Source organism: Rhodococcus sp. 27YEA6 (assembly GCF_044908235.1).
Classification (GTDB): Bacteria; Actinomycetota; Actinomycetes; order Mycobacteriales; family Mycobacteriaceae; genus Rhodococcus_F; species Rhodococcus_F qingshengii.
In genome coordinates this window covers 372,008-396,055 of record NZ_JBIYCY010000003.1, presented here as the reverse complement: position 1 = coordinate 396,055, position 24,048 = coordinate 372,008, and the positions used below count along the sequence as shown (strand labels likewise).

24 protein-coding genes are annotated in these 24,048 nt (G+C 61.9%); 13 read left to right on the top strand and 11 right to left on the bottom strand.

Annotated features, from left to right (window positions below; all coding sequences use genetic code 11):
* Positions 1 to 64 precede the first annotated feature (64 nt).
* Complete coding sequence (locus tag ABH939_RS12125; RefSeq protein WP_047269627.1) at positions 65 to 1,225, top strand: lipase family protein; 1,161 nt, start codon at positions 65 to 67, stop codon at positions 1,223 to 1,225.
* Positions 1,226 to 1,235: 10 nt separating this feature from the next.
* Here the strand turns inward: ABH939_RS12125 and ABH939_RS12120 are convergent, their stop codons facing one another.
* Positions 1,236 to 1,802, bottom strand: coding sequence for a TetR/AcrR family transcriptional regulator (locus ABH939_RS12120; protein WP_404649649.1), 567 nt, complete (start codon positions 1,800 to 1,802; stop codon positions 1,236 to 1,238).
* Between the two features lie 143 nt (positions 1,803 to 1,945).
* On the opposite strand from ABH939_RS12120, the gene zapE reads away from it, so the two are divergent.
* Positions 1,946 to 2,893 carry a cell division protein ZapE gene (gene zapE / locus ABH939_RS12115; protein WP_054781070.1) on the top strand — a complete coding sequence of 316 codons (948 nt, stop codon included), beginning with the start codon at positions 1,946 to 1,948 and terminating at the stop codon, positions 2,891 to 2,893.
* A 9-nt stretch (positions 2,894 to 2,902) separates the two neighbouring features.
* On the opposite strand, the gene ABH939_RS12110 is transcribed toward zapE, so the two are convergent.
* Positions 2,903 to 3,652 carry an AraC family transcriptional regulator gene (locus ABH939_RS12110; protein WP_275231355.1) on the bottom strand — a complete coding sequence of 250 codons (750 nt, stop codon included), beginning with the start codon at positions 3,650 to 3,652 and terminating at the stop codon, positions 2,903 to 2,905.
* Between ABH939_RS12110 and ABH939_RS12105 the strand changes: the two genes are divergently transcribed.
* Both ABH939_RS12105 and ABH939_RS12100 read left to right on the top strand, forming a co-directional pair.
* A complete protein-coding gene (locus ABH939_RS12105) occupies positions 3,627 to 4,472 on the top strand; it encodes an ABC transporter ATP-binding protein (RefSeq protein ID WP_275231356.1) in 846 nt (281 codons plus the stop codon). The genes ABH939_RS12110 and ABH939_RS12105 overlap by 26 nt on opposite strands.
* On the top strand, positions 4,469 to 5,776 hold the full coding sequence (locus ABH939_RS12100; protein ID WP_020906135.1) for an FtsX-like permease family protein: 1,308 nt from the start codon (positions 4,469 to 4,471) through the stop codon (positions 5,774 to 5,776). The genes ABH939_RS12105 and ABH939_RS12100 overlap by 4 nt, the downstream gene beginning before the upstream one ends.
* An 18-nt stretch (positions 5,777 to 5,794) precedes the next feature.
* Here ABH939_RS12100 and ABH939_RS12095 read toward each other — a convergent pair whose 3' ends face one another.
* From ABH939_RS12095 to ABH939_RS12080, 4 genes are all read right to left on the bottom strand, one after another.
* Positions 5,795 to 6,643 (bottom strand): sterol desaturase family protein, encoded by an 849-nt coding sequence (locus tag ABH939_RS12095; protein ID WP_275231358.1) that lies wholly within the window; start codon positions 6,641 to 6,643, stop codon positions 5,795 to 5,797.
* Positions 6,644 to 6,725: 82 nt separating this feature from the next.
* Positions 6,726 to 7,535 (bottom strand): PE-PPE domain-containing protein, encoded by an 810-nt coding sequence (locus ABH939_RS12090; RefSeq protein WP_003945630.1) that lies wholly within the window; start codon positions 7,533 to 7,535, stop codon positions 6,726 to 6,728.
* Positions 7,536 to 7,723: 188 nt separating this feature from the next.
* Complete coding sequence (locus ABH939_RS12085; RefSeq protein WP_064688701.1) at positions 7,724 to 8,911, bottom strand: serine hydrolase; 1,188 nt, start codon at positions 8,909 to 8,911, stop codon at positions 7,724 to 7,726.
* A 133-nt stretch (positions 8,912 to 9,044) separates the two neighbouring features.
* Positions 9,045 to 9,332 (bottom strand): MerR family transcriptional regulator, encoded by a 288-nt coding sequence (locus tag ABH939_RS12080; RefSeq protein WP_003945791.1) that lies wholly within the window; start codon positions 9,330 to 9,332, stop codon positions 9,045 to 9,047.
* A 484-nt stretch (positions 9,333 to 9,816) separates the two neighbouring features.
* Here ABH939_RS12080 and ABH939_RS12075 point away from each other — a divergent pair, with 484 nt between their 5' ends.
* The gene (locus ABH939_RS12075; RefSeq protein ID WP_007734072.1) at positions 9,817 to 10,053 is read left to right on the top strand and encodes a hypothetical protein; all 237 of its coding nucleotides are present in this window, start codon (positions 9,817 to 9,819) and stop codon (positions 10,051 to 10,053) included.
* A gap of 136 nt (positions 10,054 to 10,189) precedes the next feature.
* On the opposite strand, the gene ABH939_RS12070 is transcribed toward ABH939_RS12075, so the two are convergent.
* From ABH939_RS12070 to kstD, 3 genes are all read right to left on the bottom strand, one after another.
* Positions 10,190 to 11,953, bottom strand: a complete 1,764-nt coding sequence (locus tag ABH939_RS12070; RefSeq protein WP_007734073.1) for a cholesterol oxidase substrate-binding domain-containing protein — start codon at positions 11,951 to 11,953, stop codon at positions 10,190 to 10,192.
* 69 nt (positions 11,954 to 12,022) lie between these two features.
* Positions 12,023 to 12,880 carry a MaoC/PaaZ C-terminal domain-containing protein gene (locus ABH939_RS12065; protein ID WP_003945880.1) on the bottom strand — a complete coding sequence of 286 codons (858 nt, stop codon included), beginning with the start codon at positions 12,878 to 12,880 and terminating at the stop codon, positions 12,023 to 12,025.
* Entirely contained in the window at positions 12,870 to 14,594 is a 1,725-nt protein-coding gene (kstD, locus tag ABH939_RS12060) for a 3-oxosteroid 1-dehydrogenase (RefSeq protein ID WP_007734077.1), read from the bottom strand. Before kstD ends, ABH939_RS12065 begins: the two co-directional genes overlap by 11 nt.
* A gap of 115 nt (positions 14,595 to 14,709) precedes the next feature.
* Between kstD and ABH939_RS12055 the strand changes: the two genes are divergently transcribed.
* From ABH939_RS12055 to ABH939_RS12030, 6 genes are read left to right on the top strand one after another with little or no spacing between them, the layout of a single operon-like run.
* On the top strand, positions 14,710 to 16,308 hold the full coding sequence (locus tag ABH939_RS12055) for an FAD-binding protein (RefSeq protein ID WP_064443102.1): 1,599 nt from the start codon (positions 14,710 to 14,712) through the stop codon (positions 16,306 to 16,308).
* A gap of 3 nt (positions 16,309 to 16,311) precedes the next feature.
* Positions 16,312 to 17,097 carry a 2-keto-4-pentenoate hydratase gene (locus ABH939_RS12050; RefSeq protein WP_003945480.1) on the top strand — a complete coding sequence of 262 codons (786 nt, stop codon included), beginning with the start codon at positions 16,312 to 16,314 and terminating at the stop codon, positions 17,095 to 17,097.
* A gap of 8 nt (positions 17,098 to 17,105) precedes the next feature.
* Positions 17,106 to 18,008, top strand: a complete 903-nt coding sequence (locus ABH939_RS12045; protein WP_003945771.1) for an acetaldehyde dehydrogenase (acetylating) — start codon at positions 17,106 to 17,108, stop codon at positions 18,006 to 18,008.
* Positions 18,005 to 19,048, top strand: coding sequence for a 4-hydroxy-2-oxovalerate aldolase (gene dmpG / locus ABH939_RS12040; protein WP_007734084.1), 1,044 nt, complete (start codon positions 18,005 to 18,007; stop codon positions 19,046 to 19,048). Before ABH939_RS12045 ends, dmpG begins: the two co-directional genes overlap by 4 nt.
* A gap of 3 nt (positions 19,049 to 19,051) precedes the next feature.
* Entirely contained in the window at positions 19,052 to 19,804 is a 753-nt protein-coding gene (locus ABH939_RS12035; protein ID WP_064443103.1) for an SDR family NAD(P)-dependent oxidoreductase, read from the top strand.
* The gene (locus ABH939_RS12030; protein ID WP_064688613.1) at positions 19,801 to 20,289 is read left to right on the top strand and encodes a VOC family protein; all 489 of its coding nucleotides are present in this window, start codon (positions 19,801 to 19,803) and stop codon (positions 20,287 to 20,289) included. The genes ABH939_RS12035 and ABH939_RS12030 overlap by 4 nt, the downstream gene beginning before the upstream one ends.
* Here ABH939_RS12030 and ABH939_RS12025 read toward each other — a convergent pair.
* Together ABH939_RS12025 and ABH939_RS12020 are read right to left on the bottom strand one after the other, a co-directional pair.
* Entirely contained in the window at positions 20,276 to 21,883 is a 1,608-nt protein-coding gene (locus tag ABH939_RS12025; RefSeq protein WP_218749242.1) for an FAD-dependent monooxygenase, read from the bottom strand. The genes ABH939_RS12030 and ABH939_RS12025 overlap by 14 nt on opposite strands.
* A 139-nt stretch (positions 21,884 to 22,022) precedes the next feature.
* Positions 22,023 to 22,304, bottom strand: coding sequence for a hypothetical protein (locus ABH939_RS12020; RefSeq protein ID WP_197523640.1), 282 nt, complete (start codon positions 22,302 to 22,304; stop codon positions 22,023 to 22,025).
* Positions 22,305 to 22,696: 392 nt separating this feature from the next.
* On the opposite strand from ABH939_RS12020, the gene ABH939_RS12015 reads away from it, so the two are divergent.
* Both ABH939_RS12015 and ABH939_RS12010 read left to right on the top strand, forming a co-directional pair.
* A complete protein-coding gene (locus ABH939_RS12015) occupies positions 22,697 to 23,872 on the top strand; it encodes an alkane 1-monooxygenase (RefSeq protein WP_042449407.1) in 1,176 nt (391 codons plus the stop codon).
* Positions 23,869 to 24,039 (top strand): rubredoxin, encoded by a 171-nt coding sequence (locus ABH939_RS12010; protein ID WP_073512034.1) that lies wholly within the window; start codon positions 23,869 to 23,871, stop codon positions 24,037 to 24,039. The genes ABH939_RS12015 and ABH939_RS12010 overlap by 4 nt, the downstream gene beginning before the upstream one ends.
* The last annotated feature ends 9 nt before the right edge of the window (positions 24,040 to 24,048 follow it).

The following is a 24,048-nucleotide window of genomic DNA, read 5'->3' as shown; positions in this document are numbered from 1 at the left end:
CGATCAGCTGATGTGGGGCCGATCACCACATATGCACCGTCACCGCAATCGGTAGGAGAAGTACGTGAGTAAGCGACTGTGTAGGACGCTCGTCGGACTGAGTGCGAGTGCGTTGGTGGCGTTGACAGTTGCGGCGCCGGCCGGAGCGGAACCGAACGATGCTCCGGGTGCTGTCGTGAGTCAGGAGTTGCTCGGTCCCGACCGGGTGATCCCGGGTGCCGTGAGCGCAACGAAGGTGACGTACTGGTCGACGGGCCCGAAGGATGCGCCCATGACGAGTACCGGTGTGGTGTATCGCCCAGAGGGAGCTCCGCCCGAGGGTGGTTGGCCGGTCATCTCCTACGCGCACGGGACGGTGGGTGTCGCGGATCAGTGTGCGCCGAGCAGCAGTGTTCCACTCGAACGGACCGCGACGCATCTGGGTCACTGGCTGGAGCAGGGATACGCGGTCGTGACCACCGACTACGTGGGGCTCGGAACACCCGGTGTTCACCCGTATCTCGACGGTCGTTCCGCTGCACACAGCGTTGTGGACATGGTGCGTGCCGCTCGTGCGGTCGACGACGACCTGTCGAGCGCATGGGTTGCGATGGGGCAGTCGCAGGGCGGGCAGGCGACTATGTTCACCGCTTCGCTTGCCACTGCTTACGCGCCGGAGTTGGACTACCGCGGCGCTGTCGCCACTGGTGTCCCCTCGAACATCGAGAATCTTCTACCGCTCGGTGGTCCGGCTTTCCCGGCGCTTCCGCTCAAGGGTACGACGGTCTACATCGCGAACGTTCTTGACGGACTGCGTGCTTCGCGGCCGGATATCGACATCGACTCGTATCTGACCCCGCTCGGCAAGACCATCCTCGACGACGTCGAGAACAACATGTGCTACACCGAGGCGCGCACGAAGTACGGAACCGTCACACTCGGGCAGGTGCTGACGAAGTCGCTGGACAATCCAGTATTCATGGAGGCTGCGCGTGACCTGCTCACTGTGCCGACCGCAGGATACGACCGCCCGTTCTTCATCGGTCAGGGGTTGTCGGACATCGATGTTCCGGCACCGCTGACACTGAAGTTCGCGGCCGACCTTACTGCCAACGGTGTCGACTTTGCATTCCATACCTATCCCACTGATCATCTGGGAACCGTTCCGGCTTCGGTTCCAGACAGCACCCCGTTTGTCGCGGCACTGTTCTCTGGTCAACGGCCATGCACCGGAAGCCTCTGCTGACCAACATCTTTCAGGCGGCACCAACTCCGCGCAGATAGATGTCGATCGGGATCCGAAGTTGCCGAACGGTTTCGGAGGAGCGGGGATCTCGGCTACGCGCTCCGAGGCAGTAGTCGAAGATCAAGCCCTCCAGAAGGCTCAGAAAATTTTCGGCGGCGACGTCAGGATCGTCAACGCCAATGATGTCGAAGACAGGCCTTGCCTTCTCCCGTGAAAACAGGCTGTCTTCGAGGAGTTGGTGCAATGCCGAATCTCGGGGAGTTTCCAAGAGCAGTGCATATCTCGCGATCAATTCGTGTCTGCGGTGCGAGAGAAGATCATCGAGATACTCGGCCGTCAGGGCAGCAGGATCGCTGGGCCTCTCGCGGAGTTCGTCGAATATCGAACGTGACCGGTGCACGATGTGCAATGCGGTTGCTTCGAGTAGTGCCTCGCGAGTGCGGAAATAGTACGACGTCGAACCGGCAGGAAGTTCCAGGGACTGATCAACCGCCCGATGGGTGAGTGCACGCGGGCTCTGCTCGGCGATGATCGTGACGGCGGATGCCGCGATGAGGGCTCTGCGATCAGGCTTCATGCCGTTCCTTGCTGTCGATGTTGCATGCTGCCGGAGTTGAATGTTGCCGGAGTTGAATGTTGCAGATGGTGCGTCGTGAGGGTCACATTGACTCGATTTGCCTTCGATCACTAGCCTCGACTCTACAGACGTAGAGGAGTCTTATGCTACTGGACGAAGAGCAGTTGGCGGCACGCGAAGCCCTCGACGCACTGCAGGCCCGGATCTCGGGCGGTGAGGTCGGGGGTGGGATCTATCTCTGGGGTAGCGTCGGCCGCGGGAAGACGATGCTCATGGACGAGTTCTACGACGGGCTCCCGGTCGGCAAGCGGCGCATTCACTTTCATCGGTTCTTTGCAGATCTGCACTCTCGGGCGCATGAACTCGGCTCGATGGGCGTGGCACTGGATCACGTCGTCGATGGAATCCGTGTGCTCTGTTTCGACGAGTTCCACCTCGACGACGTCGCCGACGCCATGTTCATGGCAAGGGTTCTCGACACAATCGTCGCGAAAGGCGTGACTGTTGTCGTCACGTCCAATGTTCCGCCGACCGATCTTCTTCCCAATCCGCTTTTTCACGAGCAGTTCGTTCCGTCGATCGAGTTGATGGAGCGGACTCTCGAGGTGATCGAGTTGGGTGGCTCCGTCGACTATCGGACGGCAGGACAGCCAGGTGCCGGGGACTACCGATTTGCGACAGGGGAATTCCTCGTCGGCTCGGGAATTACGCGGCCTTCGGGCGAAAGTGTCGAATTGACGATAGGCACACGCACATTGGAGTGCTCGGCGATTCGAGACGGTGTCGTCTGGTTCGATTTCGAGGTGCTGTGTGCTGGTTCGACCGCGGCTGCCGATTATCTCGCGCTCGCCGCACGCTTCGACGACTGGGTGATCTTCGGAGTGCCGGTGCTCGCCCAGGCGTCGGAATTTGCCCTTCGCCGTTTCGCGAATGTCGTCGATGTTCTCTATGACGTCGATGCGCGGCTGACGATCTACGCCGACGCTTACGTCGAAGAAGTGGCAGGCAGCCTCCGGGACGTGCCGGGGTTGGCGCGCCTCTACAGTCGTCTGTCGCTACTGGCGAGGTCGGCGGCGGGCAGCATCAGTTGAGGAGTAGCGTCAATTCCAGGTGAGGCCGCCGGTCGCGGCGCTGGGCGTGAGCCCGAACATACTGTGGCAGATACGGTTGAGATGGGCGCTGTCGGTGAAACCGGCCTCGTGTGCACTGGTTGTCAGGGTTGCGCCACCGCTCATCACTTCCATGGCGCGTCGTAGCCGCAACCAACGAATGTAGGTCGAAAAACTCATCTGCAGTTGATCGTTGAAGATTCTTCCCAATCGGCCGGGCGAGATGGAGACCAGCGCGGCGGTGTCCGTCACCGTTATCGGCCCCGAAAGTCGCTCGGGCAGTATCGTCAGAGCATGCTCGAGTGCAGGGTGAAGAGCGCGTACGCTCGACGGCTGCTTGCTTTCGGACAGTGAATCGATCAGCCTCGCTGCGTATTCCAGATCCGAATCAGCGCCACGGTCCGTCATCGCTACTGCGGTCCGACCACGGTCCGACCAGTCGGCCACACCACCGTGCTCGGATACAGGCGGCCTGATGCGCCGGCCCATTCCCGTGGTGGAGTCCACGTAAATCGCTCGTCCCCGCGCGCCCTCGGAGGCGGACAACGCGTGGACCGCCCCGGACGGGATGACCACGGCAGCTACGACTTCACTGTTGCCGTTTCCGTCGGTGACCGCGACGTCCCCGTCGTCGACGATCATGATCTGAACAGCGGCATGCGAATGCATGTGCGCGGATCCCACTGCGCCGGTGAACATGAGAATTCCGGGCTCCATGTGGACGGCGCCGGACCAGGTCATGTCGGAAATCATAGTGACGACCCTGACAGAGCTCGGGGTCCGGTCATCCTCCGGTAGGACCGCACTCGGTTCGAAGATCGTGCGCTGGGCCGATGTGCTGGCGAGGGGTTCACGAGAAGGTGGAATCATGAACAACGCACAAGCACCCGCAGTCCTGTCGGTCCACGCGCTGGGTAAGTCGTACGGCGACGTTCCAGTGCTCCGAGGTGTATCGCTGGAAGTGCGCGCCGGTACTGCTACGGCCATCATGGGTCCTTCAGGGTCGGGCAAGTCGACTCTGCTGCATTGCATGTCAGGAATCGTCAAGCCCGACTCGGGAGCAATCCTCCTGAGCGGCAGGCATATCGAGAACCTCGGTGAGAACGACCGCAGCCGCCTCCGACGCGAGTCGTACGGATTCGTTTTTCAATCGGGCCAACTGTTGCCGGAGCTTCCGGCGATCGAGAACGTCGCTTTGCCCTTGGTGCTCAACGGGTTGTCCATCGCCGAAGCCAAGCGGACGGCGCACGGCTTCTTCGCGCCATTGGGACTGGACGGGCTGCAGGACCGTCGCCCGGGTCAGATGTCGGGTGGGCAGTCGCAACGTGTGGCGATTGCGCGAGCGTTGGTGACCAAACCCGCCGTTCTCTTCGCGGACGAGCCGACCGGTGCCCTCGACGCGCAGACGAGTTGGGAAGTGATGAGGGTGTTGCGTGATTCGGCTCAACAGATCGGTTCTGCGTTGGTCGTCGTCACTCACGATGTCGAAGTCGCTCGGTGGTGTGATCGCACGATGATGATGCAGGCCGGTTCGCTCGTCGGGACACAGGTGGCGGCATGAAGGCCACAGCGCGCGTTGCATTGATGACGGTGCGAGGTGAAGGCCGAAAGGCCTTGAGTACCTTCGCGCTCCCAGTGTCCGCATTTGCCGCCTCGACGACGTTGTTGCTGACGGTGCTCGGCGGCTACGGTGCATTTGCGGGCAGATCGAGCGAACCCGAAGCCGAGGCGTACCTAGCGCTCGCAGGGGTTGCTTCGGTGTTGATGATCGTTCCAGCCGTCACTCTCGGTCTGGCGGCGGCCCGCTTGGGCGCGCGCCGTCGCGACGAACGACTTGCCTCGCTGCGACTCATCGGATCCACCCCTCGCCAGATCGTTGCGCTGTGCGCTGCGGAATCGGGTATCCAGGGCTTGGCCGGTGCGTTGATCGGTGTGGTGGGATACCTCCTCGCGTTGCCGCTCGTAGCTCTCTTGAGATTTCAAGGTCGGACATTCGAGTGGAGTGAGCTTTGGGTAGGCGCACTTCCGCTGGTGGGCATCGTATTCGGAATGACCATCCTGGCTGCTTTGACGTCGATGCTCGGGATGCGCCAGGTGTTCGTGAGCCCGTTGGGCGTCACGGCGGGCAATCCCAGCGCCGCACCGAAGATGATCTTCGCGGTGGCTGGGGTGGGGGTTCTTGTGGGATGGAGTGCATTCGGGGGCTCCGCGGCAAGCATCGCGGCAATCCTGGTGGGCCTTGGTCTCTGCTTCGGCGTTGTTGCGTTGGTCGGTCCGTTCGTCATTTCGCTGCTTGGACGGATCATGCTCAAATGCGCCAAAGACGGTGCTTCGCTGATTGCGGCGCGTCGGGTCTTGGATAATCCGAAGGCTGTGTGGCGCACGGTCAGCGGTGTGACGATGGCCAGCTTTGTTGCCGCAGGCACATCTCTCCTCGCCGCGATCGGCAACGGGGAAGGGCAGGATTTGCAGCCAGGGCAGGAGTTCCTGTTCGCGGACATGAGAACCGGGGTGTTGTTCACTCTCGGAGCAACATTCACTTTGGCGGCAATCTCGTCTGCGCTCACCCAGGTATCCGGGATCCTCGACAACCGTGAGCTGTATCGGAGTCTGACTCTGGCCGGTACACCTGTCGAGGTGATGGACAGCGCCCGCATGCGGCACGTTCGCACTCCCGTGGTGGTGATGGCACTGGCCGGCGCCGGCGCTGCACTGCTGTTCCTCTTCCCGCTGGCAGGGGCAGCCGTATTGACCACTCCGATGGCGCTGGTTCAGTTGGGCGTCACCCTGGCTGTGGGGATCGCGTTGGTGTTGGCCAGTGCGTTTGCAGCCAAGCCCGTCATGCGACGGGTACTCGCGGGCTGAATCTCCACCGATCGTCCGTCAGTTCTGTCTCCGGAACGGTTCGGCCAACTGGCCGAGGTAGTCGTCCGGGTAGTCGGGCTTGGCCGCCATTCCGAGATCGTCACTGCTGAATCGCTTTTCCGGATCGAAAGAATAAGTGCGGAACAGGTGATCCCAGATCAGAGTGAACAAACCGAAATTGACGTCACCGATTCCCGCCCACTTCAGGTGATGGAATCGGTGGCCGGCGTTGAGGGCGAGTATCGGGCGCAGGGGGCCGATGCGGTAGTCGGAATTCGAATGCTGAAGCAGGAGTTGGACAGCGACACAAACCGCGAGCGCCGAGGCAACTGGAACGGGCATCCCGAGGAGGATCAGTGGCAGGACGCCACCGGCGGTTTCGAAAGTCTGATGCACGGGGTGCTTCATCAGTCCGTTCATACCGTAGAACCGTTCGAGGCTGTGATGAACCGCGTGGAAACGCCACAACCATCCAACCTTGTGGCTGATCAAATGCACGACGGTGATGCCGAAATCGGCAACCAACACTGCGAAGACGACCTGAACGACAAACGGAAGACCGATCGGCCACAGCCCGTCGAACGGAATCACCGCTGCCATCAACGGGATGACCGCGACGCTGACCAAGATGAGGGATTCGTTGACAAACGCATGGACAGCGTCGCGAAACCTGTCCGGTCCCGGGGCATTCCACGAAGATTCGTAGGGAAGCGTCCGTTCGGCCGCGAAAGAGCAGACCACTGCGAAGAGAATCAATGCCACCAGTGACCATTTCGGCGCGCCGGATGCCGCCAGCGCGATTGCGGCTCCGTTGATTCCCAAGAGCATGAACGGGACGTACCCGTATCTGACGATGAGGGTGAGCATGTATTCGATGGTGCACGGCGCGGGTGGTCCTCGACTTGTACGAATCGGTCGACTTTCAGTCAGCCGAACAAGCGGTGTCGCGTTACTTCGTCAGCACGGTGGCGAGTGCAGCGCTCAGATACGGAGTGATGTTCTCGACGACCCGTGTCACGATCGCAGTGGCGACGTCAGCCGGTTGCAGTGGCACCGACGGTGTCTGCGGCAGCGCCGGGGGAGCAGGCGGAGCGGGCTCGGACATCATCGGCGTGTAGGTGTTGTGCTTCGTGAAGTAGCCGAAGACCGAATCCACGAACACCTCGGGCGCATCACGCGGCTTGGGCATGTTGCAGATGCCGTCACCCTCGATGCAGACTTCCTGCACTGCGATGTCTCCGAATCCGCCGCGTGCTCCGGACATCGTCGCTCCCGGAACGACATTGGGCACTACGGTTTCGATGCCCCCGGCCGAGTTGCGAGGGTCGGCGTAGAGGACGCCTTCGACTTGCGATTGGGGAATGGATCCGTCACGTGCGATGTCACCGAGAACGTCGCCGGCAATCCGTGCTCCCTGTGAGTATCCGGTGACGACGATCTCGCTGCCCGGGCACTGAGCGTGGAAAGCGTTGACTTCAGTGCGAAGCGTCTGGGCGCCGGCGGCAACGCTCTGGTCGTACGTCTGTTCGCCGAGCGGCCAGAAGCTGGCGGGGTAGGTCACCGGCTTGGAGGCGTAACCCTGGGCGACGTAGCGGTCGGTGACGGGTTGCGTCGTTTGTCCCGTCGGATCCCACGTTCCGCCGACCGCGAATACCGCACCGGCCGGGCACGACCCACCGTCATTCGGGTCCGCTCCGGCAGGTACCGACATCACAAGAGTCACCCCCGCTGTGACTGCAACCGTGCATGCCACTGACATCGCGTATTTCCTCATCGGGCCTGTCCCCATCTATCTACGTTCTCGTTCACTGGCGAGACAACCCGCGGTCCGACGCGTTTCGTTCGGTACTGAAGAGAATGGTGATGGGGCGATAAGTCCTGGAGGTAATCCGTGCGTAAACAGGAAGTTGCCGACCGGCGCTGTTTACTACCAGCGTGTGTGGGGCGTCACGGCGTCGGTACCTGCGGCGGGTGATCCGGCTCGAGGAGGGTTCCGATCTCCTTCCCCATCGACACGGCGTTGTTGAGGTCCGCGTTGGTTGTCGGCCCGAGTGTGGCGTAGACGACGATCGTCGTCTTCGAGTCGGGATAGTAGAGCGCGAGACCGTTGTAACCGCCGTACGACGGGTTCATCACCAGCCAGCCGTCGAGGTGCCCGGTCCCGAAGGAAAAGAACTTGTCCGCCGTCATACTTCCCAAGCCCGCAGTCGTCGGCGCCATCTGCTGCTCGAAAGCCTTGTCGGAGAGTAACTCTCCCGTTCCCAGCGCGCGCACCCACTTTCCGACGTCGGCGACAGGCGCGTTCATGTTTCCGCTGTGCAGGAACGCCGTCGGATTCCAGAAAGTGGAGTCTTCGAATACTCCACGTTCATTGGTGTAACCGTGCAGGATCGGTTCGTCCATCTGCGACGTGAGTACAACGCTGCTGTGATCCATCCCGAGTGGATCGAAGACGCGCTGCTGAAGTAGTTCGCCCAGCGGTTTTCCAGTCGCTTTCTCCATGACGTCGCCGAGCAGCGTCAGGTCGCTGTGCGCGTACGCCCAACCGGTGCCGGGTTCGAACAACGGCGGGCGGGAGTTGGCAAGATCCAGGATCTCTCGAGAAGTCCAGCCCTTCATCGGGTTGTCCGTGAAGAGTTTGAGGAACTGTGGATCGGTCACGTAGTCGGAGATGCCCGACGTGCTGTTGGCCAGCATTCGCGGAGTGATGGTGTCTGCGCGTGGAAAGTTCGGTTCCCACTTCGCGATCGGTTGATCGAGGGGAAGCGTTCCCTCTTCGTCGAGTTGCAGCAGGACTGTCGAGAGCATCGGTTCCATCGGTTGGCCGACGCGCAACTGCATGTCGGTTGTCGCCGGAACTCCGACAGGGGACTCTCCGACGGCGCCGAGAGCAACTTCGTCGTCGCCTCGCCACACCCCGAACACAGCGGCACTGAGGCCCAAGTCGGCCACTTGGCGGCGGACGATGTCCGTGATCTCGGTGGATTCCCGACTGCTCGAGGTGCTGGGAGAGGCGCTGCCCGTGTTTGTTGCGGAGTCATCGTCGGAACTGCACGCAGCGGTTGCAATGGCAACGGTCAAGGCGATCGACAGAGCAGACAGCCGCACCCGAGCGCGGTGGTGGGAGGAAGTCATGCCTGCGATCCCTTCGATGTGGAAATCGAGCAACCGACGCCGAGCAATGTCCCAATTGGCCGAATTTACCGCAGTTGGAAGGAGGAGGGGTCAGATCGACCGTATAGGCGCAACTGCTGTTCCAGTGCAGTCCTCATTCGGGTGCCGCGTCCGGTTCCTCTCGCAGGTCCTGCGCTTGCTGAAGCTCGGCGTTGATGCGACGGGCTTCGGTGAGTTGGTCTTCGAGGATGATGATGCGGCAAGCCGCGTCGAGCGCCGTGCCGTTGGCTACGAGTTCGTGCGCGCGGGCTGCGATGCGCAGCTGGTAGCGGGAGTAGCGGCGATGTCCGCCCTCAGAGCGTTGTGGGGTAAGCAGTTTCGCGGCATCGAGGCTACGAAGGAAAGCTTGCCTGACACCGAGGATCTCGGCCGCATGTCCCATGCTGTACGCAGGATAGTTCTCGTCGTCGAATCTGCCGGAGGGGTCCCCCGGTGGTGTATCTGCCGGAATGGCTCGCTTCTTTCGCTGAACGGACGGGGCCCCCGGCGCGAGGAGCGCCGGGGGCCGGATGGGGTTGAACTTACTTACATAACTGCATTCTTTCGAACTTCCGGACTCGCACAAGACATCCGGTAGCCGCTTTGAAGGGGGGTGCCGGGTCCGACTACACACTCACACACGAATTCGGCCCCGGCACGTCCCTGCCCTGCGGTACTGCTTGCGGGTAGTTCATCTCTCCCGCATCTCTTGACTCGTTCCTTGCTACGAGAAAAAAGATACAACAGCCTCGCGAGAATGTCTACCCTGACCGCTGTAGATATTTTGTTGCGAACATTCTAGGTGTTGATATTCAGGAACAGCCTGGTCGCCGGGGGTGAGAGCGCTCAATGTGAGTCATAGGAGATGGATCTGGGACAATGCTCCGATGCGAAATACCCCGAAGTCCGAGTCGTTGTTGCGCGCCCGCGCGGAGAGGGAAGAGCGCACCGGCTCCTCCGAGCATCCAGCTGGTGGCGCGCCGAACCCCGGAGAGGACTCGTCGTCGTCCGAGCCGGGGGCACGCAGCGACAGCGCCACGATTCGGTCGGCTCGGTCCGAGCTCTCAACTCACGCCAGGGCAGTGGAAAGTATGCACGAGGCGATCCATCCTGATCGCGATTGAGGCAGCTGCCTCGTCGGGATGCGGGGGGACTCCTTCATCCCGCTCACTGCAACGCGCGACGGCCGCCGCACTCCCGAAAGTAAGGGGAGTGGCGACGACCGTCGAGTTGTCAGAGTGTGCGCTCAGTACTTGAACCTCAAGGCAGCAACTGGTCCAGGAAGGTGTTGCTGAAGACCTTGTGCGGATCCAACGCGTTGAATGCGGCGTTGGCGGTGTCCCAGTTGTCGCTCGATGGGACGCCGTCGCGGTAGGTCTGGGGGAGGCCCTGGGTGATGATCGGGGTGTCGGTGTACGGCTTGTCGGGGCCGAACGCCCAGCCCTTGGACCACTCGGGGCGGAAGGTGGCGTCGTTGTTGTTGTAGTGATTACGCATCCACTGTTCCATTTCGCGGTAGAACGCGAACATGCCGGGGGTTCCGGGGACGCCGAGGACGTTGAGCCAGATGGCGGTGTCCCATTCCGGATGGTCGGGGCGCGGGCGCATGGCCGAGATGGTGGGGGCGCCTGCCGAGTCGACCTCGACATCCGACGGTTGATCGAGGCCGCAGCAACGGATTTCGACGGGGCCGTTGAGGGGGAACTGTCCGATAGAGCGGTAGTACTCCATGCGACCGTTGAACCACTGGGTGAAGTCGTGGATGACCTGGCCGATGTTGGCGCGCGAGGTGATGACGGCTCCGCCGCCCTCGGTCAGACGAAGGGTGGTGGCCCGGATGTAGAACTGGACGTCCTTGGACCATCCCCACAGGTCGTTGGAGAACGTCGCGGCGAGTCCGGCAACGGTGGTGGCGTACATGATCTGCCCGAATGCCGGTGCGATGCCCGGGTTTCCGGAGTTGATCTGGCCGATCATGTCGGTGACCGGCTCCGGGAGGTTGTCGGAGAAGATGTAGTTGTACGGTCCGGTCACCTCACGCGAGAACGGCGGCTTGGTGGGGGCAAGTGACCACACCTTCATCCACGGGCGTTCGGTGAAGGGGTACCAGATTGCTTCTGCGCGACCGTTTTCGCGGACGAACTTCTCGAAGGTGCGTCCGGACGCTCCGCGGGCGCCGAAGAGTTCCTGCCAACCGATGTCGGTGTGGCTGACGCAGCGCATGCGGTAATTGGGGGCGGCCTGCAAGGTGACGGAGGTGAGGAAGGTGCGTCCGAGGTGAGTCAGCAGCGGCTTGATCGCCGCGTCGCTACGTGCATACGTCTTCAGCGCGTACTCGCTGCCGTTCCAGACCACTGCGGTCAGGGACGTGACGAGGTTGGAGAGTGAGCCGAAAGTCTGTCCGGGAACGTGTGCTTCGCCTTCGGCGGGAAGAGCTGCGCCGTGAGCGTCGACGGCGAGGCAGCCGGCAATGGTCAACACACCCGGCGCCGGCAGGTTCGCGAACCCGAGGCCCTGTGCCTGCAGTGCGGTCGTGATGGCGTCGAGGGTCGCGCCGGGTCCTGCGGTGACGGTGGCTGGGCTGCCACCGGCGTTGACGGAGACTCCGGTGAGGTGGACCGTGGTGTCGGCGAGGATGACCTTGTCGACCGGCGCACCGTTGACGATGGTCAGCGGCGTCCAGCCGTGCATGGCGCCGCGGGGACGAATGGTGTAGCCGTTGGCATGACCCCAGTTAGCGAGGCGGACTACGTCTTCGGGCGTCTTGGGCGAACAGGTCCAGATCGCGTCGAGCATGATCTCCTTGGACCAGTTCTGATATGCCTGCTGGTACAGCGCGATGCCTTCGGGGAAGGCAGGCGGCGGCGTGAGGGTGGACACGGGACCACCCGCGGAGCCGGAAGAGCCGGCGGGGACGGCGTAGGCCGGCGTCCAGCCGGCGAATGCGGTCGCTGCCACGGCGCCGGCTCCAGCGGCCATGAAACCTCGTCGGGACAGTCGGAACTTTTCGTCTTGTGCCGTCATCTTCGGGCTACTCCATCGGGTTCGAGAACTACGGTGAGTTCTAACAGGTGGGTATCAGACAGGTTGGTATCAGACAAGAGTGAGAACTACGTCAGCCAGGGCAGGAGCTTCGCGCTCCAGTACAGAAGCTGAGATCAGGAGTCGCCCATTGTCTTTCCAGATCTGGATACTCAAGTTCTCGCCGGGAAATACGACCCCGGCAAAGCGGGCCCGAAATCCGGCTACCCGACTGCTGTCGCCGTCGAGCATGGTATCCACTGCGGTCTTGCAGACCATTCCGTAAGTACACAGTCCATGCAGGATAGGCGCTGGAAAGCCTGCCGCGGAGGCGAATTGCGGATCCGAGTGCAACGGATTCCGATCACCACACATCCGGTACAGCAAAGCCTGCTGTGGAAGCACAGGCGTCACCACTGTCTCATCTGCTTCGCGATCCGGAAGCGTAATCGACTCCGACGGACCACGTTCACCCCCGAAACCACCCTCGCCGCGGGCGAAAATGGACGAGCGAGCTGTCCACAGCGGGTTGCCCTCGGCGTCGACCGTGACGGATTCCTGCACGATCACCGCGGCCTTGCCCTTGTCCCAGACCTCGGCGATTCGAGTTGTGGTGCGGCCACTTCCACTTGCCGGGATCGGCTGATGGACAGTGACTTCCTGGCTCCCGTGGACTACCTTCGCCAGATCGATTTCGACGCCGGGGAACGACACCTTCGGTGCTTCGGTGGCGTGGAAGTTGGCGGCGACGGTGGCAAAGGTGGGTAGTACCTGAGGCTTTTCGTCGTCGAGGTATCGAAGCTCGTTCGGATCAAGCGGACGAGCACCTGCCCCCAGGGCCAAGTGGTAGTGCTGCACGTCCGACGGGGTCCACGAGAACTCTTGTGGCGCAAGCTCGGCGCCGAGTGCGATCTTCGGATCAATTGGCATGGTCGACCGCCGTCTTTTCAGCTGCAGGTGCTTCGGTTGTCTCGGCCTTCTTCGCACGCTCGACGATGTCGAGTACGGCCAAGTAACCGAAAGTCATTGCGGGACCGATGGTCGCGCCTGGTCCGGCGTAGGTGTGGCCCATGACCGGAGCGCTCGCGTTGCCAGCCGCGTAGAGGCCGTCGATGACGCTTCCGTCTTCGCGTAGTGCTCGGCCGTTGACGTCGGTGCAGATACCACCCTTGGTGCCGAGGTCACCCGGAACCATCTTGATGGCGTAGAACGGAGCCTTGCTGATTTCGGCGAGGCTGGGGTTCTTCAGTCGGGGATCGCCGTAGTACGCGTCGTAACCACTGTCACCGCGTCCGAAGTCCTCGTCCTTGCCGTTGCGCGCGAAGCCGTTGAACCGATCGACGGTTTCGGTCAGCGATGCGACGGGAAGCCCTGTCTTCTCTGCCAATTCGGCGATGGTTCCCGCCTTGACCACGATGCCGGCCTTGAGCCAGCGGCCGGGAAAGGGGGAGCGGGGAGTGATACCGGCAAACGTGTAGCGGTTGCGGTAGCGCTGATCGAGAATCATCCACGTCGGGATGTTCTCGCCGGGGCCCTCGCCCTGACCGTACTCACCGCCGTACATCGCATGGGTCGCCTCGACGTACGGAGCAGCCTCGTTGCCGAAGCGCTTGCCCGACATGTTGACCATCATGCAGCCCGGGAGGGTGCGCTCGGAGAGAGCGAACCACGGTCCGCCGGTCAGCGGAATGGACGGGCCCCACCAGGCGTCGTCCATGAAATCGACTGCAGCGCCCACTTCTTGGCCTGCGCGGATACCGTCGCCGGTGTTTGCCTTCGCGCCGACGGTCCATTCGGTGCCGATAGGTGCGCGCTGGTACTTCTCACGCATTTCCTTGTTGTGCTCGAATCCGCCGGATCCCAACACGACTCCGTGGCGAGCGCGGATGACCTGCTCCTCGCCGTCGACGATGACGTTGACGCCGCGAACAGCGCCGTCTTCGGTGTACAGGGAGGTCAGCGGGGTGTTCAGCAGGATGGGTACTCCGGCGGACTGAAGTCCGAGTCGAATACCGGCGACCAGTGCCTGGCCGCGAACCAGTAGATCCTTCTTGGTGGCCTTCGCTGCGAGGAATCGCATGCCGACCTTCATGGCGCGCAGGGGTCCGCGAGGATTGCGCATCAGCAGGTTGAGCCACTTGTAGTCGGCCTGGGTGATGACGAAGTTCTTGGGGGCCTTGACGTAGTCGGGCTCGAGGTTCTTGCGGTCGGCGCCCAACTTGTTGCCGTCGAACGGGGTGGGCTCGACACTGCGGCCACCGAGGCGTCCGCCGGGTGCTTCCGGGTAGTAGTCGGAGTAGCCGGGAACCCACTGCAGCTCGAGCGGGCTGTTCTTCAACACGAACGAGAGCATCTCGGGACCGCGCTCGAGATAGGTGTCGATGCGTTCGGGAGCGACAACGTCGCCGATGATGCTGTGCAGGTAGGAACGTGCGGCCTCCGGTGTATCGGTGACACCGTCCGCTTGAAGTGCCTCGTTGTTGGGGATCCAGACCCCACCACCGGAACGGGCGGTCGATCCGCCGTAGTGGGCGGCTTTCTCCACGATGACCACACTCAAGCCCTGGTGGGCTGCGGTCAAGGCCGCTGTCATACCTGCGGCACCACTGCCGACGACGACGATGTCGTATTCCTGCTTGCTCATGTAGAACACGTTATAGAATGATGGGGGTGTCAGTCCATGCTTTCTGCCAGGAAGTATTTCCGGACGTTGTCATTGATAACGAAACACGTTGCAGTGAGATTGAGGATGGTGCGGTGTGACCTGGGATACTTCGGTTGACGTCCTTGTGGTCGGGTTCGGTGTGGCGGGCGCCAGTGCGGCGCTCGAAGCTGTAGCGGCCGGTTCGTCGGTTTTGGCGATCGACCGAGCGCTCGGCGGTGGGGCCAGCACGATTTCCGGAGGAATCTACTACGCCGGCGGCGGCACCGTGATTCAAAAGGAAGCCGGTGTCGAGGACAGTCCCGAAGCCATGCTCGCCTACCTGAACCGCGAGGTCGGTGACGCTGTGACGCCGCAGACTCTGCGCCGGTTCGTCGACGAGAGCCCGGCGTCGATCGACTGGCTGCGCAGTCACGGCGTGCCGTTCGAGGCCTCACTCTGTCCGTACAAGACGTCGTACCCGAGCAACAAGCACTACCTCTACTTCTCGGGTAGCGAATCGGCCGGCGGGTTCCGTGACATCGCAAAACCTGCTCCGCGTGGTCATCGCGCCAAGGGGCGTGGCACGTCGGGAAAGATGCTGTACGGCCCGCTCGCGAAGTCCGCGGAGGCGAAGGGCGTCCAGTTGCTCGGCCAGACGCGAGCGGACCGGCTGATCATCGAGGACGGCCGGGTGATCGGCGTCGAAGCACTGACGCTGCGTGACGCACCGGCCGGAGTTCGTCGCCGTCACGCGACGCTCGGGTCCTTGTCCTCCAAGCCCGGCGTCTACGCACCGCAGTTGCGCACGATTCTCGACGCACTGATCGCGAAGATCGAGAAGAAGCACGCCAAGCGGATTCGTATCCAGGCACGCGGCGGCGTGATCCTCAGCGCCGGCGGCTTCGTGTCCAATCGCGAGATGATGCGTACCCATGCTCCCGCCTACAAGGGCGGTATCCCGCTCGGCACCTCCGGGGACGATGGCAAAGGCATCAACCTCGGTGTCGAAGCCGGGGGAGCCACCGACAAGCTCGGCAATGTGTCCGCCTGGCGATTCATCGTCCCGCCGAGTGCTTTTCTCGGTTCCATTTTGGTGGGTGAATCCGGTGCGCGAATCGTCGACGAGTCCCGTTACGGTGCCGCTCTCGGTCAGGCGATGGCGGAGAAGAGCAGCGGAATCGGTTGGCTGCTGGCAGATTCCGAACTCGTTCGCGAAGCGAAATCGCAGATAAGTGACCAGTCGATGTGGTTCCAGCGGGTACAGACCACCGGAATGATGCGTACTGCATTGCGTGGCAACACCATTGCCGAGGTCGCCCGCAAAGCGGGGATAGACGTCGCCGGCCTTCAAGCCACCGTCGACGCGCACAACTCCGCTGCCGCTGCCGGACAACCTGATCCGATGGGTAAACCGTCGGACTTCGTCAGGCCGATACTGTCTGCGCCGTTCACGATGTACGACGTCTCGATCAAGCCCAACATGATGAATCCGTGCCCGATGCTCACGCTCGGTGGATTGGTGGTCGACGAATCGTCCGGCATGGTGAAAAACGAGGCCGGGGAGGGTATCCCTGGTCTGTACGCCGCCGGCCGTACCGCGGTCGGTATCTGTTCCAACTCGTATGTGAGCGGCTTGTCGCTCGCCGACTGCGTATTCTCCGGACGACGAGCCGGTCAGCACGCAGCCGCATTCTCCACAGTCGGAAAGGCCTGAACGATGCTCTCGACGCAGATCCGCGGCGAACTTGCCGACCATCTTGATTCGGCGGAACGGGATCGCGCTCCGATCAGCCCGCTGATCGCCACGTATCCGGACATCGACGTCGTCGACGCCTACGAGATCCAGCTCATCAACATCCGGCGTCGTGTTGCCGGTGGCGCAAAGGTGGTCGGGCACAAGGTCGGGCTCTCGTCACTGGCGATGCAGCAGATGATGGGCGTCGACGAGCCAGATTACGGTCACCTGCTCGCCGAGATGGAAGAGTTCGAGGACCGTCCGGTCGACACGTCGCGCTTCTGCTTCCCACGCGTCGAGGTGGAGGTCGCCTTCATTCTGGGAGCAGATCTGCCGGGCGCCGGGTGCACCGAACAAGACGTCATCGACGCCACTGTCGCCTATGCGCCGTCCATCGAGTTGATCGACAGCCGGATCAAGGACTGGAAGATCGGCCTCTCGGACACCATCGCGGACAACGCGTCCTCCGCCGGGTTCATTCTCGGCAAGGAACGAGTTCGCCCGTCGGACATCGACATCAAGGCGATCGACGCGGTGCTGACCTGCAACGGCGAGCGCATTGCGGAGGGGCGCAGCGATGCGGTTCTCGGTAACCCGGTCACCGCCGTCGCGTGGTTGGCGCAGAAGGTCGACACGTTCGGAGTTCGGCTCAAGGCCGGCGACATCGTTCTGCCGGGTTCGTGCACGCGAGCGATCGACGCTCATCCAGGCGACAACTTCCGAGCCGAGTTCAGCGGCCTCGGTTCCGTCTCTCTTCAGTTCACGTAGGAGTAGTCATGACCAAGGCAAGTGTGGCGATCGTCGGATCGGGAAACATCAGTACCGATCTGTTGTACAAACTGCAGCGTTCCGAGTGGCTCGAACCGCGATGGATGATCGGAATCGATCCCGAGAGTGAAGGATTGGCGCGCGCCCGCAAGATGGGACTCGAGACCTCCGCCGAGGGCGTCGACTGGTTGCTGAACCAGGCGGAGAAACCGGACCTGGTCTTCGAGGCGACGTCGGCATACGTGCACCGCGAGGCAGCACCACGCTACGAGGCCGCCGGTATCCGTGCCGTCGACCTGACTCCGGCCGCGGTCGGCCCGGCTGTGGTTCCGCCCGCGAACCTGCGTGAGCACCTGGACGCACCCAACGTCAACATGATCACTTGCGGTGGGCAGGCAACCATTCCGATCGTCTACGCGGTGTCGCGTGTCGTCGACGTGGCGTACGCCGAGATCGTCGCCTCCGTTGCATCATTGTCCGCCGGCCCGGGAACTCGCGCGAACATCGATGAGTTCACCAAGACCACCAGCCGCGGTATCGAGACCATCGGCGGCGCACAGCGCGGCAAGGCGATCATCATCCTCAACCCCGCGGACCCGCCGATGATCATGCGCGACACAATCTTCTGCGCTATCCCCGAAGACGCCGACCAGGCCGCGATCACCGACTCCATTCACCGCGTCGTCAAGGACATCCAGCAGTACGTGCCCGGCTACCGGTTGCTCAACGAACCGCAGTTCGACAAACCGAGCGTCGTTTCCGGTGGCTATGCAACGGTCACCACGTTCGTCGAGGTCGAAGGCGCAGGCGATTTCCTACCGCCGTACGCGGGCAACCTCGACATCATGACGGCAGCAGCCACCAAGGTGGGCGAGGAAATCGCCCAGAAGCTTCTGAGTGTGAAGGCATGAGCGACATGATTCATTTCGATTCGAGCTGGGACATCCGCGTCACCGACACGTCGCTGCGCGACGGCTCCCACCACAAGCGTCATCAGTTCACCGTCGACGAAGTACGAGCCATCGTCGGTGCCCTCGACGGAGCCGGAGTGCCGGTCATCGAGGTCACTCACGGCGACGGCCTCGGCGGGTCCTCCTTCAATTACGGCTTCTCGAAGACTCCCGAGCAGGAACTGATCAAAGCTGCAGTCGAGACGGCGACCAACGCGAAGATCGCCTTCCTGATGCTGCCCGGATTGGGCATCAAGGACGACATCGTCATCGCACAGGACAACGGTGCGTCCATCTGCCGCATCGCAACTCACTGCACCGAGGCCGACGTATCCATCCAGCACTTCGGCCTCGCGCGTGAGCGTGGACTCGAAACAGTCGGATTCCTCATGATGGCTCACTCGATTCCGCCGGAGAAGCTGGCCAAGCAGGCTCGCATCATGGCCGACGCGGGTTGCCAGTGTGTGTACGTGGTCGACTCGGCCGGCGCGCTGGTACTCGAGCAGGTATCCGATCGCGTCGAGGCGCTGGTTCAGGAACTCGGCAACGACGCTCAGGTCGGCTTCCACGGCCACGAGAACCTGGGCCTGGGCGTCGCCAATTCCATTGCGGCAGTTCGTGCGGGAGCCAAGCAGATCGACGGTAGTACCCGTCGGTTCGGTGCCGGCGCCGGCAACGCCCCGGTCGAGGCCTTCGTCGGTGTTTGCGACAAGATCGGCGTCAAGACCGGTATCGACTTCTTCGCCATCGCCGATGCAGCCGAAGATGTTGTGCGCCCGGCAATGCCGCAGGAATGCCTGCTCGATCGTCAAGCACTGATGATGGGCTACGCCGGCGTGTACTCGAGCTTCCTCAAGCATGCCGAGCGTCAGGCCGAGCGGTACGGAGTGTCGTCCGCGGAGCTGTTGGTGCGCGCAGGTAAGCGCAAGTTGGTCGGCGGACAGGAAGATCAGTTGATCGACATCGCGCTGGAACTCCAGCGCGAAGCAGCGGCTTCCTAGGTCATGGCAGACGTACTGGCCGGAAAAGTGGCCTTGGTGACCGGCGCGTCCTCAGGGTTGGGGCGCGCCGTCACCGAGATTCTCCACCGCAGGGGCGCACAGGTTTTCGGTATCGCCCGCGACAAGGAAAAGCTGCGACAGTCGATGGTCGAGGTGGTTGGCGCGGATGGAGAGCGTCGTTTCGCGGCGACGGACGTCTCGGATTCCGCTCAGTGTGATGCGGCCGTGCAAGCGTGTGTCGACGAACTCGGTGGTATCGACATCCTCGTCAACGTGGCGGGATCGCACTCGCTTCGTCATACGGCGGATATTGCGGATTCCGAATGGGCACATGACCTTGCGGTCAATCTGAACGGACCGTTCTTCGTTTCCCGAGCAGCACTGCCGCACTTGCTGGAGCGGGGCGGCAACATAGTCAACGTCTCCTCGATCGCGGGGCTGGAAGGGCAGGCGTACTCGGCTGGATACTGCGCTGCCAAGCACGGACTCATCGGACTGACCCGAGCGATGGCGATGGAGTTCACCGGAAAGTCTCTGCGTGTCAACGCAATCTGCCCCGGCGGCATGATGACTCCTCAAGTTACCGGATTCACCTTCCCCGACGGAGTCGACTTCGACCTCGTCATGAAGGTTGCCTCGCCGCGTGGCTTGATGGAAGCCGAGGACGTTGCGAAGATGGTGGCTTTCGTTGCCTCCGACGACGCCTCGGCGATACACGGGGCCGTCTACTCGGTGGACAACGGAAAAATGGCATGACCCCGTTGGTCTCGGGACCGATCTTCCAGATCTGCTGGGTGGTCGAGGAGATCGAGGCCGCCGAACAGGAGTTCACTCGGCAGTGGGGAGTGGAGCGATGGCTACGTATGCCAGACATCGCCTTTGGTCCCGAGACCACAACGTATCGAGGTGAGCCCGCGGACTATGTCGTTCACGTGTCGATCGGATATGCGGGCAGCCAACAGCTCGAGTTGATCCAACCAGTGTCCGGACGCAACCTGTACACGGAGTTCCTGGAGACTCACGGCGTCGGAGTTCATCACATGGCCTGGGTTCCAGGCGATTACGAGGCGACGTTGCTCGAGGCCGAGCGTCGCGGAATGTCGGTGGTGCAACAAGGTCGGGTAGAGGGCGCCGGCATGGAGTTCTCCTACCTCGATGCCGGGCCGTTGGGTGGATACGTCGAGTTGATGAAGCTCTCGCCCGAGATTCGGTTGATGTTCGCTTCGCTCATTCCTGATTGACGGCAAACACTTTCGTGAAGTAATCGGAAACGTTCTCCGGGTGACCACGGAATCCGAGGTAGCCGTCGGGGCGAATGACCAGCGCCGCCGTACCTTCGACCCCATACGCGGCGCACAGTTGCGAGGCGTTGTCCTCGATGATCGGCACCAGCGAGTCGACGGTCACGGTTCCCGGTGGCACTATCGCGTAGACGTCCAGCAAGCCGTGCGCTGATCGAATTGCGGCGTCGGCGACCTTCTCCAAGCTGTTGATGCTCTCCGCGGATCCGTCCGAAGTCAGCAGTAACGTGTGGTCGACTCCTGACAGCAAGTCGAACAACCGAATTGGATACTGCACACCGTCTCGGCGCATTCCGCGTGCATCGGGTGCACGCTCGCCCGGTTGAACGTGTGGACTCGAAGAATTACGCCCGGTGTTCAGCGGACTCTCCGAGTAGTCGATCAACAATTGAGCCTGGCGCCGCATTGCCGTGTCGATGGAAGACTCTCCCGAACCGATTCCTTCTCGAGCATTTCGGACGGTCATCCCGACGACTTCTTCACCGACCGGCCGTCTTTCGGCATCGTAGGTCTCGAGAAGATCTGCTGTTGCAACGCCTTTGACGGCGAGCGCTATCTTCCACGCAAGATTGTGGGCGTCCTGGATCCCGGTGTTCATGCCCTGCGCGCCAGTCGGGGGATGGATGTGCGCGGCGTCGCCGGCGACAAAAACCCGTCCGCGACCGTAAGCGTCGACGATGCGGTGGCTGATGCGGAAGACCGAGGACCATCGCAGCATCGAGGCGGTTGTCGGTTCTGGGGACAGTCTGTCGAGCACGGCCTGGATGTGATGGAGTTCCGGTGTCTTGCCGGTTGAAAAACCGTGTTGTACAGAGGCTTTGTTCGACGATTCGTCCGGCATCAAATCGTCCGGAACGAGCATCGACATGCGGTACCGCTTGTGTCCGGGAAGTGGGATGCAGACGAGTAGGTCGTCGGTGGTTCCGTCGTCGGTGGTGTGGTTGGCGCGGACGGAGTAGCCGCTGGGGATCGACCAGTCGACTTCGACGTCACCGAGCATGTAGCTTTCCGCAAACGCGCCGCCCTCGAAGCTCAGGCCAAGCCCTTTGCGGACCACGCTGTGAGCGCCGTCGGAACCCACCAGATACTGGACGTTCACGGTGCTGCCGTCGCTGAGGGTGCAGGTGACGGCGTCGTCGGATTGTTCGAATGCAGTGAGGCCGACTCCGCGTTCGACGGTTGTTCCCAACTCGGTGAGGCGCTCGGTGAGGATGCGCTCCGTCGAGTACTGAGGCAGGCAGAGAAACCAGTAAGGAACGTCCTCGGGGAGGGTGAGGTCGACGCGGCCGACCTCGACGCCGTTCGTGTACATGATCTGACCGCGCATCAATGTCGAGGCGTCGAGTGCCTGGCGGAGCACCCCCATGTTCTCGAAGAGTTCGAGAGTGCGTGGCTGAATCCCGACGGCTTTCGCGTATTGCCGCGGTTCGTCGAGGGGGTCGACTATTCGACAGGAGATACCGCGTCTGCGCAGCTCGATCGCGGTGGTCAAGCCGATCGGGCCGGCGCCCGCTACCAATACGTCGGTATCCATGAGGACCCACTCACGTCGGGGACAGTCGGTCATTTCAGTATGGGTAAGCGAACTTTCGTTTTGGGGAAATTCGCGCAAATCGGACATCGAGAGGTTGTGTCTCGCGCCGACTGTCCGTCCGCGCACCGACTGTTTTGCGCTATTGCTCGTCTTCGAAGCCGAGCGCGATTCTCCTGCACAGAAGCGTGAGCTCGACCTCGTCGACGCGTGGCGCGTCGTCCCATGAATCGACGTCGTTCCAACTCACTGAACTCGGAGCGCCGAAAGGCCTGACGAAAACGTGCTGATGAAAGTGGGGGACGCTTAGCCCAGCGATCGCGGAGAACACGAATTCCGGAGTCAATTCCGAGTCGAGGGCACGTGAGACGCACCAGACCGCGTGTGCGATGGCGAGTGCTTCAGGTTCGGATAGTGAAGGCAACCCGGACACGTGTCGACGGGTCTCGACGAACACATATCCAGGAACCGAACGTCCGTGTGGTGGAGGGGGCCGATGGGAGACAACGACGAAGTCGTCCTCGAATATTCGAGGGCTGACGAGCGGGCCTGTTCCTCGGTGTTTGGCGCATATTGCGCACGTTGACGTCCCCATTCCACTTTTGTAGCGAGGGTGGCGCGGTGGCGGAAGATTTGCGATCAGCCCGAACGGAGGGTTCATCTAGATGTACAAATTGACATGTTTGTAAAAGTTTTACCTTGAAAATCGTTGACAAAACGCCATCATTTGTCCACTCTCTATACATAGATGTTGTTCGTGTCGCGGATTACCGCGCAGGACGCACTCACTGATCCGAACGAGAACTGGAGAATTCGATGGCGGCGTTGGTGTACACCGAGCCAGATGGTCGGCTCGCAACTTGGAGAGACCGGAAACGCTACTTGTGGCTGTTGGCGCTGATTCCGTCATCGGCAACTTTCATCGCCGTGGGGCTTGTTACCGCCACCGGATGGAATGTCTTCTGGTGGACCGGCCCACTGATCGCGTTTGCTCTCATTCCCGTCATCGACATCCTGGCGGGTGAGGACGGGAAGAATCCGCCCGACGAGGTGATCGACGAACTCGAGAACGACCGCTTCTACCGGTGGTGCACCTACGCCTATCTGCCGCTGCAGTACACGGCCTTCTTCCTGTCCTGCTACATCTGGGCGCGTTGGGATTTGAGCGTTCTCTCCAATATCGGACTCGCAGTGACGATCGGTGTGACGGCCGGAATCGGCATCAACACAGCCCATGAACTCGGGCACAAGAAGGAGAGCGTCGAGCGCTGGTTGTCCAAAATCGTTCTCGCACAGAGTGCTTACGGTCACTTCTACCTCGAGCACAACCGTGGCCACCATGTGCGAGTGTCGACTCCGGAAGATCCGGCGACCTCGCGCTTCGGTGAGACCCTCTACGGTTTCTGGCCGCGCAGCGTCGGCGGGGGATTGAAGTCGGCGTGGCATCTCGAGAAGACCCGCTTCGAGCGTTTGGGCACCACGCACTGGAGCATCAAGAACGACGTGCTCAACGCCTGGCTCATGTCGGTTGTTCTGTTCGGTGTCGCGCTTGCAGTGTTCGGGATCGGCATCGCGCCGTACCTCGTGATCCAGGCGTTCATCGGGTTTTCGCTGCTCGAAGCGATCAACTACCTCGAGCACTACGGACTCCTACGTCAGAAAACCGCAAGCGGACGGTACGAGCGATGCACGCCGGCACACAGCTGGAACAGTGATCGCATCTGCACCAACGTCTTTCTCTATCACCTGCAGCGGCACAGCGATCACCATGCGAATCCGACACGTCGTTACCAGGCGCTTCGCAGTATGGAAGAGGCCCCTCAGCTCCCGAGCGGCTACGCCAGCATGATCATGCTCGCCACCGTTCCACCCCTGTGGCGCAAGGTGATGGACCACCGCGTCCTCGAGCACTACCGAGGTGACATCACCCAGGTCAACATCGCGCCGAAGAAGCGCGCCAAGATCCTCGCGTCCTACGGGGTGAATGCATGAACTCCTACATCTGCCCGATCTGCGACTACACGTACACCGAATCGACAGGCGCTGCGCGAGAGGGCTTTCCGCCAGGTACGCCGTGGTCGAGTATCCCGGACGACTGGTGCTGCCCCGACTGCGGCGTCCGCGAGAAGGTCGACTTCACGCTCGTCGCGCAATCCTGATCGAACTAT